This window comes from Chroococcus sp. FPU101, assembly GCF_017312365.1.
GTDB lineage: Bacteria > Cyanobacteriota > Cyanobacteriia > Cyanobacteriales > Microcystaceae > Chroococcus.
In genome coordinates this window covers 53,157-70,686 of sequence record NZ_BLJI01000018.1, presented here as the reverse complement: position 1 = coordinate 70,686, position 17,530 = coordinate 53,157, and the positions used below count along the sequence as shown (strand labels likewise).

Sequence of the window (17,530 nt, the reverse complement as noted above, 5' to 3'; positions counted from 1 at the left end):
TAAACAGGAGCGATTTTTGCTGAAAATAAATTACCAGCGATCGCTATTACTATTGATAGACAATCACTGGCTTTTTCCATAATCATTATTTTGTTGTCATCGCACGGAAATTCCAAAGTCTTACGTTCCCAAATCGTTAGCTTTTTTAATTTCGTAATAAAATTGTAACAGAAGACACACACTTTTGTAAAAAAAAGTAAAGAAATTTTCCTAAACTAAATTTTTGAGGTATGTTGTAACACGCTCTGGAGAACCCCATAAAACCTGCTCTTGCTTATAAATCACCATTCCTGGCTTTGCGCCTTTTGGCTTATAGACAAATTTCGGTTTTGTGTATACTACAGGAACTTGTGCGCTTTGACGAGATTGACTAAAATAAGCCGCCCAGTCTGCTGCGAGTTGTAATTCACTTTCATCGGGAACGGAACCTGGTTGTAAACGTAATAAAACATGACTCCCCGCGATCTCTTGGGTATGAAACCATAAATCATAGTCCCCCGCAGTCCGAAACGTTAGGATGTCATTTTGGCGGTTATTGCGACCGATCCAAATTTCAGATCCTGATGGCATCAGATAACGATAGGGTTTTGATTCATCTGTACTATTTCGGGGACGCGGTTGTGATTCAAAGTAATTTTGTTCGATCAGTTCGTCTCGAATTTCTTCTAGAGTTTGTAAGTCATCTGGGGTTTGATACTGTTCTAACCCAGATAAACTAGCGAAAACTTGTTCTAGATACTGAATTTCGGCTGATACTTCATCTAATAAAGGTTGAACCGCTTGGAAGGCACGTTTTAGCTTTTGATGTTGTTTATATAAGTTTTGGGCATTCTGTACGCCGTTTTTCTCTGGGTTAAGAGGAATGGTTATGGGGAGTTCTGTTTCAAAATCAGATAGAGTAATGGAAGACATTCCCGCTTCCCATTGGTAAACATACGCCATCAAAAGATCCGCTTGTTCTCGATATTGATCCGCATTTTTCGACTGTTGTAAGCGTTCTGTGAAAGTATTGGCTTTTTGTCTGAGTTTCCCTAAAATAGCATTAATCTTTTGACTGAGTTGATGACGTAGCTGTTGAAAGGATTCTTGATTAAGATAATCAGTATAGTAACGGTTTAGTAAAGATTGCACACTCTCTACAGGTTCTATATCTTCTCCCCCTAATACGGTATATCCTGTTTTTGTCCTCCCTGGCTGAAATGATTCTGTTTTGATAATATTTAGCCAGTGTTGCCATGCTTGAAAAAGAATTTCCCAGTTCGTTTGGGTTAGTTGATCTGTGGTTGTTTGCGGCTCAATTTGGGCAGTTTTAAGCAGAAAACGGGCAATAATTGGACTAACACCGCGATAGGTTTTGATTAACTGACGTTCTATTTTATCGGGAATGAGGCTAACTCGCTCTTGCCAACTGCTAAACGATTCTTCTAGACTGGGGTTGGTTCCGAATAACGGTGGAGGAAGTTCGTAGGGTTGTCCCGTTTGCACTGTACGGACAGTAGATTGTGAAGCAGTGACTTGATGAGCTACTGTAATAATTTGGTTACTCGCATCAGTCAGGATGACATTACTATATTTACCCATTATTTCTACATATAAATGCCAGACTGGGGGATCATCAGGACGTTTGGCGAAATGAAAGTCAATAACTCTTTCCCAAGGTGCAATTAATTCTATTACTGTGAGTGCATATCCATTAAGTTGATGTCGCAGTTGATCACTAAAAGTAAAGGTATCTGGTGTTTTGGGGGGTGGATCTCCGATATTAATTCTCGCTGCTTGGGGATGCCAAGATACGGTTAACCAAGCTCTTTTTTTCAAGGTTCGTAATGCTAAGGCAATGGTGTAGCGATCGCATTGATAAACCTGTTCTAGTCGGCTGGGTAACCATTGTGAGCGTAGTTCGGTGTAAGAAGCGGTAAGCGTTGTAAAATCGACTGATTGCATTCTTTTTAATAATTAGAGCAAGTTATCTTCCCTTTTCTATCCAGGGTTTAAATGTTTCTCTATTCTTTGTTCATTTTAGGTCATTCGATTCAAAGCCTTCCATTTTTAGAATATAAATGTTTTTAAATTAATTTACGATCTTTGTAGAAGCAAGAGCAATTTTAAAAAATTGTAAAATTTTGGATTATGTTGTATATTCTCAGGTATTTAATTACGTTGCTGCTTAAGTTCGGGATTTTAAAATGAGCAAATTACCCAATTTTATAATCATTGGAGCCGGTAAGTGTGGAACTACTTCTTTATTTCACTACTTATCTCAACATCCAAACATTTATATGTGTCCTAAGAAAGAAACATTTTTTTTCTTAAATGAAAGCAGCCGCGCCAAAAATAAGAAATGGGGAGCGGTTGAGAATTTAGAAGAATATCAAGAATTATTTAAAGACGCTCCAAAAAATGCAATCATAGGAGAAATCTCGACCACTTATTACAGTGATCCCACTTCGGCACAATCAATCCATTCAATTCTACCTGACACTAAAATTATTGCTATTTTGAGAGATCCAGCTAATCGAGCTTTTTCAGATTATTTAATGCACTACAATATAAATAAACAGCAACAAAGCTTTGAGAGTTTAATTTATGAAAGCAATTACTTTGTCAAACTAGGATTTTATTATTCCCAACTTGTTCATTATTTTAAAGCCTTTGACTCAAAGAACATTAAAATCCTCTTTTATGAAGATTTACTTAATAATTCTGAAGAATTTATTAAAGATCTATTTACTTTTTTAGAGGTCGAACCCAATATTAAAGTTGATATGGCTAAAAGATACCGAAATAATGGTATTCCTAAAAATAAAATTCTCTACACTTTATTTATCAAACCAGGGAAAGCACAAAATATAACGAAACGTCTACTAGAGATACTACCAAAGCCATTCGGGAATAACCTGTATACAAAAATTAAAGCAGTGAGTGTTTATAAACCGACTTTGTCTTCGGACGATCGCGCTAAACTGATAGAAATCTATCGTCCTGAAATCCTTAGGCTTCAGGGTCTGATCGATAAAGACCTATCAAAATGGCTAACTGTGTAAATTTTTGTTAAGTAGTCGAAATTGCAGATGTATTGTAAATAAACTAAAATTAATTTCAAATACAATTTGAGATAAATTAATGGTTAAGGCTACGACAATTGCAATTATCGGTGGTGGTTTTAGTGGAACGATGGTAGCTGTACAGTTACTACGTCTAGCCAATTGTCCTTTAAAGATTAAACTCATTGAAAAACGTGTCAAAATAGGTCAAGGGGTGGCTTATAGTACCCCCATTCTTAGCCATCTCCTCAATGTTCCCGTTTCAAAAATGAGTGCTTTTCCTGAAATTCCCGAACATTTCTTAAACTGGATACAAGATCGCTATCCCAAAAAATCTTTTACAGGAAGCACTTTTGCACCCCGTCGCTATTATGGCGAATATCTTCAATCTGTTTTACAAGAGGCACAAAACTACGCGAGAAAAGATGTTTATTTAGAATATATACAAGATGAAGCCCACGCACTGCAAGCCGCACATGAGCAAATGATTGTGACGTGTCGAAGTGGAGCAACGATTAAAGCCGATCGTGTTATCTTAGCATTAGGAAATTTACCGCCATCTCATCCACCCATTGATGATCCATCTTTCTATCAAAGTAGACGTTATTCTAGTTGGGCTTGGTCTACTCCATTAGAAAATATGATAGAACCAGATCATAATATTTTACTGATTGGTTCTGGACTAACCGCCATTGATTTAGTAATTGATTTATATTACAAAGGACATCAAGGGAAAATTTATTTAGTTTCCAGACGCGGGTTACTGCCACAACCGCATAAACCAATACAAGTGTATGCTCCTTTGATTGAACTGGATCAAAACTTAAATCATTTATTTAAACAAATTCGCTCTGAAGTCAAAAAAGCGCAAGACTTAGGTTATGATTGGCGATCGGTAATAGATTTTCTGCGTCCTCACACCCAACTAATCTGGAAATCGCTTTCTATCACAGAAAAACGCCGCTTTTTACGTCATTTGCGTTCCTATTGGGATATTCATCGGCATCGAATTTCGCCAGATATTGCCCAAATTATTACTAAATTAAGAGACTCACAACAGTTAATCATTTTGCGTGGAGAAATACAATCGTATCAAGAAGAGATAGACAAAGTAACAGTAACCATTCGTCCGAGATATACTGAACAGACTCAAGACATTCAAGTACACCATGTGGTTAATTGTACTGGTTCTGAACGGTTAACGAGTCAATGGCAAAATCCTTTATTGAAAAATATTATTACTTCGGAACTAGCTAAACCTGATGCTCTCCAATTAGGATTAGATGTTGCAGAAAACGGCGCATTAGTCAATAATATAGGCGATAATTCTTCTATACTATATACTTTAGGCCCACTTCAAAAAGGCTGCCTTTGGGAAACAACCGCCGTCCCAGAAATTCGACAACAAGCCGAAAAATTAGCTAAAGAGTTATTGAATTCCTTGTAGAATAACTTGAGCGAGGGCGTGGGTTGCATTAATGGGTTCGCCTAAGTAAAGTTGTATTTGTGGATATCTCTGCTGTAATTGCTGCACTTGTTGGGCGATCGCTTCTGTAATCCCACCTGAAAAGAGAAAATAGGGTAATATGGCTATTTTTTGCGCTTTTTGTGCAATTAAAGCTTGTACTTGTGTTTCTAAACTTGGTGCAACTGACCAATAAGCAGGTATCGCGTCTAATTGATAGGATACAGCTTCAACGGCTTGACGGCTACCTGAATAACGGCTACCGTGAGACAATAAAATACGAGTGTCTGCTGAGATGCTTTCAAACTGTTGACGCAGTAGGGGAATAAGATCAGGATACGCGCCTAAATGGGATTTTAAATCAATGTGCATCTCTGAAATCTTTTGTTTAGCTAAAGTGATTTCTCTAGGGATATCTTCTTTAACATGAACACCAGGTAACAGAAACAATGGCATAATCTGTAATTGAGTGAAACCTAGTGTAGTCGCTTGGTGAGCAAATTTGATGATATTCTGATGAAGAGGAATAGCAGATAATTCTAAAGAAGCAACTTCAACAAAAGAATCTTGAGGTTTAGTCAGTAGAGTAGTCGCGTTATTGATGGATTGATGGACACTGACTAGACTTTCGTTTATTTTAATCTGCTGACGAAACAAATTTGCGATCTTTCTAACCGCTTGCTCAGGGCGAGGATCTCGACTTCCGTGATAAACCAACAGATAAGCAGATGATGACATTAGAATCTGTTAAAAAATTCTTAATTTATCTAGGTTATCTTATTTTTTGGGTTAAGGGTAGAGAGGTATGAGTTTAGTCACAACTTGCATCATTGTCAGTCAGTTCATTGATACCGTCAGGGATTGAAATCCCTGTCTCAAAGCAAAAGTCCATTAAAATAAACTCTTATCTTTAAAGTGAGTCGGTTTCAACCGACGGGGCTTACAAGATCTGCCGTACGATGGCAGACACAGCCCCTCGACTGAAGCTTTAAGACAGAGAATTTCTTCTCTGATGTTATGTATAGACTAACCAAATTACCTAATTATTTATTCGCGGTTTCAAATTGGGCTTGTTTGCGTAGTAATTCGCCGATGGTTAAATTGTATTGAGCCTTGCCATCAAAAACAGTTCCTGCTTCAAACTTTTCAAATTGTACTTTAGCGATATGATAGCCTTCATCTGGTAAAGGAATATAACCGACTTCGGCTACTGCTTGAGGTGCATGATTTAAATAGTATTTTACAAAGGTTTCTAGTGCTGGATTGTCCTGCGCCGCTTTGGCATTAACATAGATAAACAAAGGACGTGCCAGGGGTTGATACTGGGAAGTTTTGACGGACTCCGCAGAAGGAAGAACCGCATTATTACCATTATTGATCGCTAATGCTTTTAATTGATCTTTGTTCTGCTCATAATAGCTATAACCAAAATAACCTAGTGCATTTGTATCTTGTTTAACGGCATTCACTAACGCTTGGTCATCTTCACTATAGTTATAATCAGTACGACTTGCGCTAGGTTGCCCCACAATGGCTTCAGTAAAATAGTCAAAAGTTCCAGAATCTTGTCCTGCGCCATGAAGGGTAATCGGTTGATCGGGCCAAGTAGAACGAATTTGATTCCATTTAGTAATTTTACCCTGTGCTGACGGTTCCCAGAGTTTTTTTAGTTCAGCTACTGTTATATCGCTTGCCCAAGTATTTTTAGCATTGACGGCTACGGTTAAAGCATCAAAAGCAATGGGTAATTCAATATAACGAATTTCTTTGGCATTACAAGCCGCCATTTCTTCTTTTGAAATAGGACGCGAAGCCGCATTAATATCCGTTTGTCCGTCACAAAACTTTTTAAATCCGCCACCTGTTCCAGAAAAGTTATCATTAACTGTAATATCACTTAAAGTTTGCTTTGGTGGATTGGCTTTGTAGTGTTCTAAAACTTTTTGGGTAATCGGATAAACCGTGCTTGAACCGTCTATTTTAATGGGTTTTACATCTTTTGGATTAGTTGAGGCGCATGATTGTAATAGTAATGTTGCTATTACTCCTGTTTTGATGATCAGCGAGTTTTTTTTTGATGTGCTTTTCATTTACCGTTCTCCTAATTCCACTTTGATACAAAATGTTAAGTTTGCATAAAAACTTAATATTTTATTATTCAAAAGTTTAACGAATTGAGTTTAAAAGCAGATTAAGTTGTTAGTGTTTTTTCTACCAATTCGATTAAATAAGAGTAATCTAGCTGCGAAAAAGATGGTCTAAAAAATAATGATTAGTGAGCCGAAGCTTTTCACTGACTTAACAAGATGAAGAAATCGTAAACTTTACCTTACTTAGAGAAATTTTAAAAAAGTAATTTTTAAGCTGACTAATTTAAAAATATAAAATAAAATTCAAAAAAGTGATGAAACTCACTCTATATAAGCATTTGACGTTCATTTGTGTACAGCGTTTTTATCTGTAATTTCAGAACTTAGCCAATTTTCGGCGTTTTCTTAATCTATTCTTTACTAACAAAGTGTAGCTTATAGACTAAGATTTTCTAGGTTTACTAATTGCCTCAATCCTAGTATGTCTAATCGAAGCGAAAAAACTATGAGAAATATTTCTCGATTAACGAGTTCTCTAACCGTACTAACACTCACCGCGAGTTTAGCAGCTTGTGGCGGTGGAACTTCTACTACCAACACAACAGGAACCACTGGGAATGGCACAACAGGAACCACTGGGGAAGCAAGAACAGTTCCTCTAGCGGGTAATGTTGCGCTCACGGGTGCTGGTGCCACTTTCCCCGCGCCCTTGTATCAAAACTGGTTTGTTCAATTAAACCAAGAAGTTCCGCAACTTCAAGTTAATTATCAATCCGTCGGAAGTGGTGCAGGTGTTGAACAGTTCATTCAAGGTACGATTGATTTTGGGGCGAGTGATGTAGCGATGAAAGATGAAGAAATCGCTAAAGTTAAAAATGGTGTTATTCTGTTGCCAATGACGGCGGGTAGTATTGCAATAGCCTACAATTTACCTGGTGTCGAGGGCTTACAATTACCTAGAGATGTCTATGTCGGAATCTTTAACGGTGCGATTACTAAATGGAATGACCCGAAAATTGTCGCAGCTAACCCTAATTTAAATTTACCCAATTCACCGATTACCGTTGTTCATCGCTCTGATGGTAGTGGTACAACTGGTGTCTTTACTAAGCATTTGAGTGCGATTAGTCCAGAATGGGAAAAAAGTATTGGTGAAGGAAAAAGCGTACAATGGCCAACCAGCAAAGGTAAATTTATTGGTGGTAAGGGTAATGAAGGGGTAACGGCAGCGATTCAACAAAATGAAGGAACAATCGGCTACATTGAATATGGCTACGCGAAAAATAATAATATCGCGATGGCAGCGTTAGAAAATAGTGCAGGTAAATTTGTACTACCTGATGAAGCAGGAGCAACAGCTACTTTAGCCTCAGAAGCATTACCCGATGATCTTAGATTGTTTATCAGTGATCCAGCAGGAGATACCGCTTATCCGATCGTGACTTATACTTGGATGTTGGTCAATAAAAATTATGCTGATAAAAATAAAGCGATCGCAACGGAAGCGATGATCGAATATGGCTTAACCAAAGGGCAACAACAAAGTGCGGCTTTAGGCTATGTTCCTTTACCACCCGATGTGGTCAAAAAAGTGGCAGCAGCAGCCGATCAGATCTCGCCAGACTATACCATTAAGGTAGAATAGTTAACCCCACTAGGTGATCAGGATATAGGGTAACAGGGTGATGAGCAGATCACGATAAAGCAAGAGAAAAAGTATATCCAAAAACCAGAGAACTTATCTTCCCTCACCCTAATCCTGAAAATATCTAAAGAATTTATTTATTGACTTTTACGAAAAAATATTGTATGGCTTCACCGCATCTTTCACAAAACACCGATTTTGGCCCGCGTCCAGAGATCGAAAAAACATTCGATAAAGGGTTTATCGGTCTAACGCAAGCTTTTGCTATTGGTATTGGGATAATTTTAGTAGCGATCGCATTAGTCATTACAATTAGAGCATGGCCAGCAATTAGTCAATTTGGACTCGGTTTTCTCTTTAATAGTACTTGGAACCCTGTACAAGGACGCGAGGACTTTGGCGCGTTACCTGTCATCTACGGAACCCTGGTTAATTCATTTCTAGCGTTATTAATTGCCGTTCCGCTTGGAATTGGTTCTGCTATTTTTTTAAGTGAAGATTTTATCCCTCTAAAAATACGCACCGTTCTCGTTTTTTTAGTTGAACTTCTAGCCGCCATTCCGAGTGTGGTCTACGGTTTATGGGGTATTTTTGTGATGATTCCCTTTTTATCGTCATTACACAAAATTATCCCTTTTTTCCCAGTCGTAAGAGGCCCAAGTATGCTAGTTGCCAGTGTGGTACTAGCCATCATGATTTTACCGATTATTATTGCGATTTCTCGTGATTCCCTATTTGCCTTACCGCCAGATTTACGTCAAGCGTCATTAGGTTTAGGGGCAACTCGTTGGGAAACGATTTTCAGAGTTCTTATTCCTGCGGCGATTTCTGGAATTGTTGGGGGCATTATGTTAGCCCTAGGGCGTGCGATGGGTGAGACAATGGCCGTAACCATGCTCATTGGTAACTCGAATCGAATTAGTCCCTCTTTAACACAGCCTGCGAATACAATTGCATCTTTATTAGCAAATCAGTTTGCTGAAGCATCTGGACTGCAAGTATCGGCTCTCATGTATGCGGGTTTAGTATTGATGATTTTGACGCTCTTAGTCAATATCCTAGCTGAAGTCATCGTGAATAAAATCAAAGCAAAATACAACTAAAACAAGTCTGAACTTTTAAGAAAAAAATCATCCTGTATGGCTACATTAGATTTCGATGAAGTTACGAACTCAAAAATAAATCTTAGAAAAGAACCTTCTAGTCCTCGTTCCCTATTTGGGCTAGTAATGACGGGAATTTCCGCCTTTTGTCTGGCTCTAACCATTATTCCGTTAGTTTTTGTGATTGGTTATGTTCTGTTCAAAGGTGCAGCAAGACTCTTTCAACCTGGTATTTTTACCCAACTTCCACCTCCACCTGGGCTTAGTGCAGGAGGATTAGCCAACGCAATTTTAGGAACAATTATGGTTGTTGCTTTAGCGACCTTAATCGCTGTTCCCATCGGGGTTTTAGCGGCGGTTTATCTCTCGGAATTTAGCGGAGGAAGTCAGATTGCTCGATGGGTCAGATTTGCAGTTAACGTTCTCAGTGGGGTACCATCAATTATTGCAGGGATTTTCGCTTATGGATTGTTTGTAGCTCCTTTAATCGGTAATAGTGGGCTTTTTGGCTTTAGTGCGGTCGCGGGGGCAATTGCCCTAGCCGTGTTAATGCTTCCTACTATCATTAGAACGACGGATGAAGCTTTACAAATTGTTCCCCAAGATATTCGCTGGGCTGCTTTGGGCATCGGAGCTTATAATTATCAAACCGTTTTGAAGGTGGTATTACCCGCAGCCATTCCCGCTATTTTAACTGGTGTGACCCTTGCTATTGCTCGTGCGGCTGGAGAAACCGCCCCCCTGATTTTTACAGCTTTGTTTTCTAATTTTTGGCCGAAAGGCATCTTTGAACCCGTTGCGACCCTATCAGTCTTAGTTTATAACTTTGCGATCGTTCCGTTTCGACCACAACAAGAATTAGCTTGGGCTGCGTCCCTCATTTTGGTGTTATTGGTGTTAGCTACCAGTATCGCCGCACGGATGGCAACCCGACAGAGATAAGAATTACGGCAAGAACACAATCTACGGTTTATAGGAGAACAATTTTTATGAGAGAAATGCCGTCCACAACGAACCGTATTCAAACGGTTTTAAAAACGGAAAATGTTGATATTTACTATGGAGATTATCGCGCTGTAGCTAGCGTAAACTTAGAAATCCCCAAAAATAAGGTAACGGCCTTGATTGGCCCATCTGGTTGCGGAAAAAGCACTATTCTACGATGTTTTAATCGACTCAATGACCTGATTCAATCTTTTCATTTGACTGGCAAAATTACTTATTTAGGTCAAGATCTGTATGCAAGAGATGTTGATCCTGTTAAAATTAGAGATCAAATTGGCATGGTGTTTCAGCGTCCAAACCCTTTTCCGAAAACGATTTACGATAATATTGTTTATGGGCCAAGAATTCAAAAAGATACTGGCAATTTTGATGAAATTGTTGAAACCTCTTTACGTCGGGCCGCTCTGTGGGATGAAGTAAAAGATAAATTACAAGAGAGTGGTTTTTCTCTTTCGGGTGGACAACAGCAACGTCTTTGTATTGCGCGTACCATTGCTGCCAAACCAGAAGTTATTTTAATGGATGAACCTTGTTCGGCATTAGACCCTATTTCGACTTTAAAAGTTGAAGAATTGATTCACGAATTAAAAGAAAAATATACGATTATTATCGTGACTCATAATATGCAGCAAGCGACAAGGGTGGCTGACTACACTGCATTTTTTAACGCGGAACCAACGCCTAAAGGTGGCAAAATTGGTTATTTAGTAGAGTACGACAGAACAGAGGTTATTTTTGGTTCACCAAATGAACAGGCAACCAAAGATTATGTCAGTGGTAAGTTTGGTTAATTGAGTGAGTTATTGTTTTTTTGTTTATTTATTCTCTGAAATTTTATGTTAGTAACTGATGTCGATACCCAAGCGGTTCTCAGAACGAAGAATCTAAATGTTTATTATGGTTCTAATTTAGCGGTTCGAGAGGTTTCCTTAGATATTCCAGAAAAGCAAGTTGTCGCTTTTATTGGCCCATCTGGCTGTGGAAAAAGTACGGTTTTGCGCTGTTTTAACCGCATGAATGATTTGATTAAAAGTGCCAGAATTGAAGGAAAAGTGACCTATCGAGGTAAAGATATTTATGCAACGGGACTTGACCCCGTAAATTTGCGGAGTCGAATTGGGATGGTGTTCCAAAAACCGAATCCTTTCCCTAAATCGATTTATGAAAATATTGCTTTTGGAGCGCGTTTAAATGGCTACAAAGGGAATATGGATGAATTAGTCGAAACATCTTTAAAAAGAGCCGTGATTTGGGACGATGTTAAAGATAAACTACAACAAAATGGTCAAGCATTATCGGGAGGACAACAGCAACGCTTGTGTATCGCTCGTGCCATTTCTATTCAGCCCGAAGTCTTATTAATGGATGAACCTTGTGCAGCACTTGACCCCATTTCGACTTTAAAAATTGAAGAGTTAATGCACGATCTAAAAAAACAATATACGATCGTCATTGTGACACACAATATGCAGCAAGCGTCACGAGTTTCTGATTATACCGCCTTTTATAATGCTGAACCGACATCCAAAGGTGGCAAAGTCGGTTATTTAGTTGAATATGACCGAACTGAGAAAATTTTTCAAGACCCCGCACAAGAAGCAACTAGAGATTATGTTGCGGGTCGTTTTGGTTAATTTTTTCCATCATCCTAGATTAAAGTAGGTGGGTTATTCCCATCTTTTTTATTAACTTAATAAATATTAAGAATATAGCTTTTTTTATTAATCTTAAATTAACCTATTTTTAACTTTATAAACTCTTTAAATTTCGCTTAACTTAAGTTAGCTACCAACTCTATATAATGATTTTGTGTAAGTCATTGTAATTTTTTCAACAGACGATTAACTAACAACAATTGAGGAACGTATGGTTAATAATTTTCAATTTAAACTAAATCGTTGGACGCTTGGCGGAACAATTGCTGCTGTAGCAGCTACAGCTTTGGCGGTTCCTTCAGTTTATTCCCAAAACCGTACTACGGTTAAAATTGATGGTTCAAGTACTGTTTATCCCGTTACAGAAGCGGTAGCAGAAGATTTTCAAGCCAAAAACCGTAATACTCAAGTAACCGTCGGTGTTTCTGGAACAGGTGGCGGGTTTAAAAAATTCTGTGCAGGTGAAACCGATATTTCTAACGCATCTCGTCCGATTAAAGATTCTGAACGTCAAAAGTGTGCTGCTGCTGGCGTTAAGTTTATTGAACTTCCTGTTGCCTTTGATGCGTTAACGGTTGTTGCAAACAAACAAAATACCGCCGTTAATAGTATGACCGTTGCCGAACTAAAAAAACTGTGGGAACCCGCCGCACAAGGAAAAATTACGAAGTGGAATCAGGTTAACTCTAAGTTTCCTAATGCACCTGTAAAATTATATGGCCCTGGTGCGGACTCTGGTACCTTTGACTATTTTACAGAAGCTGTTGTGGGTGAATCGAAAAAAAGCCGAACTGACTATACCCCCAGTGAAGATGATAACGTTTTAGTGCAAGGGGTTAGCCGCGATAAAAATGCTTTGGGTTATTTCGGTTATGCTTACTATGAAGCAAATAAAGATAAATTAAAAGCGATTGCGGTTGATGGTGGTAAAGGGCCTGTCATGCCATCTAAAGCGAATGTCGAAAATGGAAAGTATAGCCCTCTATCTCGCCCCATTTTCATCTATGTTAATTCCAAAGCGGCTCAACGTCCTGAAGTTAAGCAATTTGTCGAATATTACATCAATAATGCGTCTAAACTGGTTTCTGAGGTCAAATATGTACCTTTACCTGCCGCCACTTATAAAGATGTAATGGATAACTTCAGAAAAAATAAAACTGGTAGTGTTTTTGTTGGTAAAGATATTGTCGGTGTCACTGTTCAAGACATCGTTCGTATGGAAGCCAAAGATTAATTAATTGTTTTAATACATTTAGTAGGGGTTTGGTCGCCAAACCCTTCATTCAAACCAATAATTTTTAATTCAATTCACAAAAATCGCCGATGCAAACTTGGACAAATCAATACAAAAAAAAGCGTAACTTACAAGAAAAAATTATTGAGATAATTCTGCTATTAGCGGCTTTAACCTCAGTCTTAACAACCTTTGGTATTTTAGAAGTATTAATTAGTGAGTCGGTTTATTTTTTTCAAAAAGTACCACTTAAACTATTTTTGACCGATACCCAATGGAGTCCACTATTTGCTGACCCTCACTATGGTATTTTACCGTTATTATCGGGTACTTTAGTTACATCTATTGTAGCAATGTTAGTGGCGATTCCTCTTGGAACCATTGTCGCCATTTATTTGAGTGAATTTGCACCCGCTAAAGTAAGAGAAATTGCTAAACCCTTTTTAGAATTACTCGCTGCTGTGCCAACGGTTGTCTATGGTTATTTTGCCCTACTTTCGGTGACTCCTTTATTACAAACCATTTTTCCAGACTTACCAGGATTTAATATGCTCAGTGCAGCTCTAGTCATGGGATTGATGATTATTCCCTTGATTAGTTCGATTAGTGAAGATGCCATGCGGGCTGTGCCACAATCGATTAAAGAGGGTTCGTATGCAATGGGGGCAACTCGCTTACAAACAGCCTTAAAAGTGGTCTTTCCCTCGGCTATTTCGGGAATTAGTGCGGCTTATATTTTGGGAATTTCTCGCGCTGTTGGTGAGACAATGATTGTCGCAATTGCAGCAGGATTACAACCTAACTTAACATGGAATCCTTTTGACCAAGCGGCTACCATTACAGCATATATTGTTCAAGTTAGTTTAGGTGATTTACCTCATGGCTCACTAGAATATCAGTCTATCTTCGCTGCTGGAATTACGCTAGTTCTCATGACATTAGTTTTAAATATTATTGGTTATTTTCTCGCCAAAAAGTATCGAGAAATTTATTAAAAGATGGTTGCAGAGAATTTACAAACACTACGAGGGGAAATTAATCAGCGCAAATTGATTAATAATCTGTTTGCCATTGTGGGATTAATTGTCATTTTAGTGTCAGTCTTAATTTTATTAGCCTTAATCCTACAATTAGCGATTAATGGCTGGTCGCGCATCACACCAGAATTTTTTACCTCATTTCCCAGTCGTCGCGCTTCTAGGGCTGGTATTCTTTCTGCTTGGGTGGGTACTTCGTTGGTGATGTTAGTGACCGCTTTTTTTGCCGTTCCTTTGGGCATTGCATCGGGTGTCTATCTAGAGGAATATGCTCGTAAAAACTGGCTTTCTGCATTGATTGAAATTAATGTCACTAATTTAGCAGGTGTTCCTTCGATTATCTATGGATTATTAGCATTAGGTGTTTTTGTCTATCAGTTTAATCTCGGCGAAAGTATCTTAGCCGCAGGTTTAACGCTGGCATTACTGATTTTACCTGTCGTCATTGTAACCACTCGTGAGGCACTGCGGGCGATTCCGAATAGTTTACGAGAAGCGGCTTATGCAATTGGGGCGAGTAAATGGCAGATGATCTGGGATCATATTTTGCCCTATTCTTTTGGTAGTATTCTGACAGGTATTATTATCGGCTTATCTCGTGCGATTGGCGAAACTGCACCCGTTATTACGATTGGGGCCTTGACTTTTATTGCTTTTTTGCCTGATTCTCCGATTACAAGCGAATTTCCGTTTATTTCGTTTGCATGGTTAAAAGCCCCGTTTACTTTAATGCCCATTCAAATGTTTAACTGGGTATCGCGTCCCGAACCTGAATTCGAGGTGAATGCAGCGGCGGCTGGAACCGTTTTATTATTTATGACACTAGCGATGAATGGTTTAGCTATCTCTTTACGTTATCGTTTTCGCAAGGGAATCAAATGGTAGAAAATATTTCATATATCGCGCAAGAATTTTTAGATACACCTCCAAAAGCAGAGGTGAGAAATCTAGATTTTTATTATGGTTCATTTCACGCCCTGAAAAAAATTAATATGCTGGTTGCTGACAAAAGAGTAACCGCCTTAATTGGCCCTTCAGGGTGCGGTAAAACCACGCTTTTAAGATGTTTTAATCGGATGCACGACCTTTACCCAGGAAATCGCTATGAGGGACAAATTGCGGTAGATGAGGTTAATATTTTAGGTCGTCAGGTTGACCCGATTGAAGTTAGAATGCGGATTAGTATGGTTTTCCAAAAACCGAATCCGTTTCCGAAATCGATTTATGAAAACGTCGCCTATGGGTTACGAGTCAGGGGAGAAACGCGACGCAATCTTATTGATGAAAAAGTCGAAAAATCCCTTAGAAATGCTGCCCTTTGGGAAGAAGTCAAAGACCGTTTGAGTGCATCTGCTTATGATTTATCGGGGGGACAACAGCAACGTCTTTGTATTGCAAGGGCTTTAGTCAGTGAGCCTGAAATTATTTTATTTGATGAACCCACCTCGGCACTAGACCCCATTGCTACGAACAGTATTGAAAAGTTAATTGGTCTTATTAAAGAGCAAGTTTCAATTTTAATTGTGACCCATAGTATGCAACAAGCGGCGAGAATTTCTGACTATACCGCGTTTATGTATTTGGGTGAATTGATCGAATTTGGTCGGACACAAGATATGTTTAGTCAGCCAGAAAATCAGCAAACTAAAGATTATATTAGTGGTCGTTTTGGATAATTTTTGTTTTTAGAAGGGTTTGGAGACCAAACTGCACCGCTCACGGAATTTTAAATTCCGTGAAACGGCGTGCAGTCGCCTTCCGCGACCCCTACGAAATGATTAACTCTTCGGTTGAGGAATGGTGACATCGACCACTTTAACCTCGCCTCCTAGTTGGGATAATGGGGGTTGAATGGTTTGTTTATTACCGACGACTAGGGTCACAATTTGGTCTGGTTTGAGATATTTTTGGGCGACACGTTGAATATCTGAAATCGTTGTTGCTTGTACTCCACGTTGATAGTTAAAGATAAAATCAGCAGGATAACCATAATATTCATAATTCATCAAACGTGATAAAATTTGACCAGAATTGGCAAATTTAAAAACAAATGAATTTAAAATTGAATCTTTGGCTAGTGCTAATTCTTGTTCCGTGATGGGTTCGGTTTGGATTCGTTCTAGTTCTTTAAGTAAAGATTGAACAAAGGTAACAGTTGTTTCTGAACGAGTTTGTCCACCCGCAAGAAACATTCCAGGAAAATCATAATTAGCACTCCAATACCCATACACTGAATACGCTAATCCTTGACGTGAACGCAGTTGATTAAATAAGCGTCCACCAAATCCATTTAACACTTCATTCATGACGCTGAGTGCTGGATAATCTGGATTACTCAATTTTCCGCCCAAATGTCCGATAAGAATGTTACTTTGGGTTAGTTGCGGTTGATTGACGAAGAAAACACCCCTATCATATTTTTGTGAGGCTGTAGGGATATCTATCTTAGGGGGAGTCGCGGGTGGTTTCCAGTCAGCAAAGGTTTTTTCAATGAGGGCTTTCATTTGTTGAGGTTCAAAATCACCCACCACCCCTAAAATGATTTCATCGGGACGCACATAGGTTTGATAAAAATCAACGATATTGTCACGAGAGATATTATTTAAGGTAGTGAATTCAATTGTCCGCGCATAAGGACTACTTTCACCATAGATAAGCTTTTGGAACTCTCGACTCGCTATATCACCAGGGTCATCGTTTCTGCGAGAAATTTCCCCTTTTTGTTGTGTTTTGGCGATTGTCAATTGTTTATCATCAAAAACAGGATAACGCAGGATTTCAGCAAAGAGTCCAAAGACGGGTTCAATATCTTCTTTAAGAGCGTTAAAACTAGCACTTCCTGACGATGTACCGATCAATGTTTCTACAATAGCAGCATTTTGATCGAGGAGTTCATTGACTTGGGAAGGTGAATGATACTGGGTACCTCCGATACGCAGCATGGTTCCTGCCAGTTCCGCTAAACCGACTTTTTTCGAGGGTTCTAAGCGTGAACCTGTCCGAATCAACGCATTACCGCTAATTAAAGGAAGTTGATGATCTTCCATTAAATATACAATCATGCCATTTTTGAGTTGATAGCGATCGTATTTTGGGATTTTGATTTCGGGTAAAGGAGGAAAGGTTATCTCATTATATTGTCTAGGAGTTTGGGCAATAGCAGGTAAACGCAGAGTTAAAACCATCACCAAAACTAATACAAATATACTTAACCACTGAAAACGCTTAAACGATTTTTGCATAGATGTGATC

The 17,530-nt window shown here is 38.7% G+C and carries 15 protein-coding genes; 11 read left to right on the top strand and 4 right to left on the bottom strand.

Annotation, left to right across the window (positions count from 1 at the left end):
* Nucleotides 1–210 precede the first annotated feature (210 nt).
* Nucleotides 211–1,944 carry an NFACT family protein gene (locus CFPU101_RS15700; RefSeq protein ID WP_206816280.1) on the bottom strand — a complete coding sequence of 578 codons (1,734 nt, stop codon included), beginning with the start codon at nucleotides 1,942–1,944 and terminating at the stop codon, nucleotides 211–213.
* Nucleotides 1,945–2,186: 242 nt separating this feature from the next.
* Here CFPU101_RS15700 and CFPU101_RS15695 point away from each other — a divergent pair, with 242 nt between their 5' ends.
* Together CFPU101_RS15695 and CFPU101_RS15690 are read left to right on the top strand one after the other, a co-directional pair.
* The gene (locus tag CFPU101_RS15695; protein ID WP_206816279.1) at nucleotides 2,187–3,044 is read left to right on the top strand and encodes a sulfotransferase; all 858 of its coding nucleotides are present in this window, start codon (nucleotides 2,187–2,189) and stop codon (nucleotides 3,042–3,044) included.
* A gap of 79 nt (nucleotides 3,045–3,123) precedes the next feature.
* A complete protein-coding gene (locus CFPU101_RS15690; protein WP_206816278.1) occupies nucleotides 3,124–4,491 on the top strand; it encodes an FAD/NAD(P)-binding protein in 1,368 nt (455 codons plus the stop codon).
* Here CFPU101_RS15690 and CFPU101_RS15685 read toward each other — a convergent pair.
* Nucleotides 4,474–5,247 carry a sirohydrochlorin chelatase gene (locus CFPU101_RS15685; protein WP_206816277.1) on the bottom strand — a complete coding sequence of 258 codons (774 nt, stop codon included), beginning with the start codon at nucleotides 5,245–5,247 and terminating at the stop codon, nucleotides 4,474–4,476. The two genes, CFPU101_RS15690 and CFPU101_RS15685, sit on opposite strands and share 18 nt — an antisense overlap.
* Nucleotides 5,248–5,552: 305 nt before the next feature.
* On the bottom strand, nucleotides 5,553–6,599 hold the full coding sequence (locus CFPU101_RS15680) for a PstS family phosphate ABC transporter substrate-binding protein (RefSeq protein WP_206816276.1): 1,047 nt from the start codon (nucleotides 6,597–6,599) through the stop codon (nucleotides 5,553–5,555).
* A gap of 505 nt (nucleotides 6,600–7,104) precedes the next feature.
* Here CFPU101_RS15680 and pstS point away from each other — a divergent pair.
* From pstS to pstB (CFPU101_RS15635), 9 genes are all read left to right on the top strand, one after another.
* Complete coding sequence (gene pstS, locus CFPU101_RS15675; protein WP_206816275.1) at nucleotides 7,105–8,244, top strand: phosphate ABC transporter substrate-binding protein PstS; 1,140 nt, start codon at nucleotides 7,105–7,107, stop codon at nucleotides 8,242–8,244.
* A gap of 164 nt (nucleotides 8,245–8,408) precedes the next feature.
* Complete coding sequence (gene pstC, locus CFPU101_RS15670) at nucleotides 8,409–9,347, top strand: phosphate ABC transporter permease subunit PstC (RefSeq protein WP_206816274.1); 939 nt, start codon at nucleotides 8,409–8,411, stop codon at nucleotides 9,345–9,347.
* A gap of 36 nt (nucleotides 9,348–9,383) precedes the next feature.
* The gene (pstA, locus tag CFPU101_RS15665) at nucleotides 9,384–10,289 is read left to right on the top strand and encodes a phosphate ABC transporter permease PstA (RefSeq protein WP_206816273.1); all 906 of its coding nucleotides are present in this window, start codon (nucleotides 9,384–9,386) and stop codon (nucleotides 10,287–10,289) included.
* 56 nt (nucleotides 10,290–10,345) lie between these two features.
* The gene (pstB, locus tag CFPU101_RS15660) at nucleotides 10,346–11,143 is read left to right on the top strand and encodes a phosphate ABC transporter ATP-binding protein PstB (RefSeq protein ID WP_374191962.1); all 798 of its coding nucleotides are present in this window, start codon (nucleotides 10,346–10,348) and stop codon (nucleotides 11,141–11,143) included.
* Nucleotides 11,144–11,188: 45 nt separating this feature from the next.
* On the top strand, nucleotides 11,189–11,986 hold the full coding sequence (gene pstB, locus CFPU101_RS15655) for a phosphate ABC transporter ATP-binding protein PstB (protein WP_206816271.1): 798 nt from the start codon (nucleotides 11,189–11,191) through the stop codon (nucleotides 11,984–11,986).
* A 232-nt stretch (nucleotides 11,987–12,218) separates the two neighbouring features.
* The gene (locus CFPU101_RS15650; protein WP_206816270.1) at nucleotides 12,219–13,241 is read left to right on the top strand and encodes a PstS family phosphate ABC transporter substrate-binding protein; all 1,023 of its coding nucleotides are present in this window, start codon (nucleotides 12,219–12,221) and stop codon (nucleotides 13,239–13,241) included.
* A gap of 89 nt (nucleotides 13,242–13,330) precedes the next feature.
* Complete coding sequence (pstC, locus tag CFPU101_RS15645; protein ID WP_206816269.1) at nucleotides 13,331–14,236, top strand: phosphate ABC transporter permease subunit PstC; 906 nt, start codon at nucleotides 13,331–13,333, stop codon at nucleotides 14,234–14,236.
* A gap of 3 nt (nucleotides 14,237–14,239) precedes the next feature.
* Nucleotides 14,240–15,163, top strand: a complete 924-nt coding sequence (pstA, locus tag CFPU101_RS15640) for a phosphate ABC transporter permease PstA (protein WP_206816268.1) — start codon at nucleotides 14,240–14,242, stop codon at nucleotides 15,161–15,163.
* Nucleotides 15,157–15,954 carry a phosphate ABC transporter ATP-binding protein PstB gene (gene pstB / locus CFPU101_RS15635; RefSeq protein ID WP_206816267.1) on the top strand — a complete coding sequence of 266 codons (798 nt, stop codon included), beginning with the start codon at nucleotides 15,157–15,159 and terminating at the stop codon, nucleotides 15,952–15,954. Before pstA (CFPU101_RS15640) ends, pstB (CFPU101_RS15635) begins: the two co-directional genes overlap by 7 nt.
* 102 nt (nucleotides 15,955–16,056) lie before the next feature.
* Here the strand turns inward: pstB (CFPU101_RS15635) and CFPU101_RS15630 are convergent, their stop codons facing one another.
* On the bottom strand, nucleotides 16,057–17,520 hold the full coding sequence (locus CFPU101_RS15630) for a pitrilysin family protein (protein WP_206816266.1): 1,464 nt from the start codon (nucleotides 17,518–17,520) through the stop codon (nucleotides 16,057–16,059).
* Nucleotides 17,521–17,530 lie beyond the last annotated feature (10 nt).

Coding starts and splice junctions, on each gene's coding strand:
- CFPU101_RS15695 (WP_206816279.1), top strand. CDS start 2,187: ATGAGCAAATTACCCAATTTTATAATCATTGGAGCCGGTAAGTGTGGA.
- CFPU101_RS15700 (WP_206816280.1), bottom strand. CDS start 1,944: ATGCAATCAGTCGATTTTACAACGCTTACCGCTTCTTACACCGAACTA.
- pstB (WP_374191962.1), top strand. CDS start 10,346: ATGCCGTCCACAACGAACCGTATTCAAACGGTTTTAAAAACGGAAAAT.
- pstB (WP_206816271.1), top strand. CDS start 11,189: ATGTTAGTAACTGATGTCGATACCCAAGCGGTTCTCAGAACGAAGAAT.
- pstB (WP_206816267.1), top strand. CDS start 15,157: ATGGTAGAAAATATTTCATATATCGCGCAAGAATTTTTAGATACACCT.
- CFPU101_RS15650 (WP_206816270.1), top strand. CDS start 12,219: ATGGTTAATAATTTTCAATTTAAACTAAATCGTTGGACGCTTGGCGGA.
- pstC (WP_206816269.1), top strand. CDS start 13,331: ATGCAAACTTGGACAAATCAATACAAAAAAAAGCGTAACTTACAAGAA.
- pstC (WP_206816274.1), top strand. CDS start 8,409: ATGGCTTCACCGCATCTTTCACAAAACACCGATTTTGGCCCGCGTCCA.
- CFPU101_RS15630 (WP_206816266.1), bottom strand. CDS start 17,520: ATGCAAAAATCGTTTAAGCGTTTTCAGTGGTTAAGTATATTTGTATTA.
- pstA (WP_206816273.1), top strand. CDS start 9,384: ATGGCTACATTAGATTTCGATGAAGTTACGAACTCAAAAATAAATCTT.
- CFPU101_RS15690 (WP_206816278.1), top strand. CDS start 3,124: ATGGTTAAGGCTACGACAATTGCAATTATCGGTGGTGGTTTTAGTGGA.
- pstA (WP_206816268.1), top strand. CDS start 14,240: ATGGTTGCAGAGAATTTACAAACACTACGAGGGGAAATTAATCAGCGC.
- CFPU101_RS15680 (WP_206816276.1), bottom strand. CDS start 6,599: ATGAAAAGCACATCAAAAAAAAACTCGCTGATCATCAAAACAGGAGTA.
- CFPU101_RS15685 (WP_206816277.1), bottom strand. CDS start 5,247: ATGTCATCATCTGCTTATCTGTTGGTTTATCACGGAAGTCGAGATCCT.
- pstS (WP_206816275.1), top strand. CDS start 7,105: ATGAGAAATATTTCTCGATTAACGAGTTCTCTAACCGTACTAACACTC.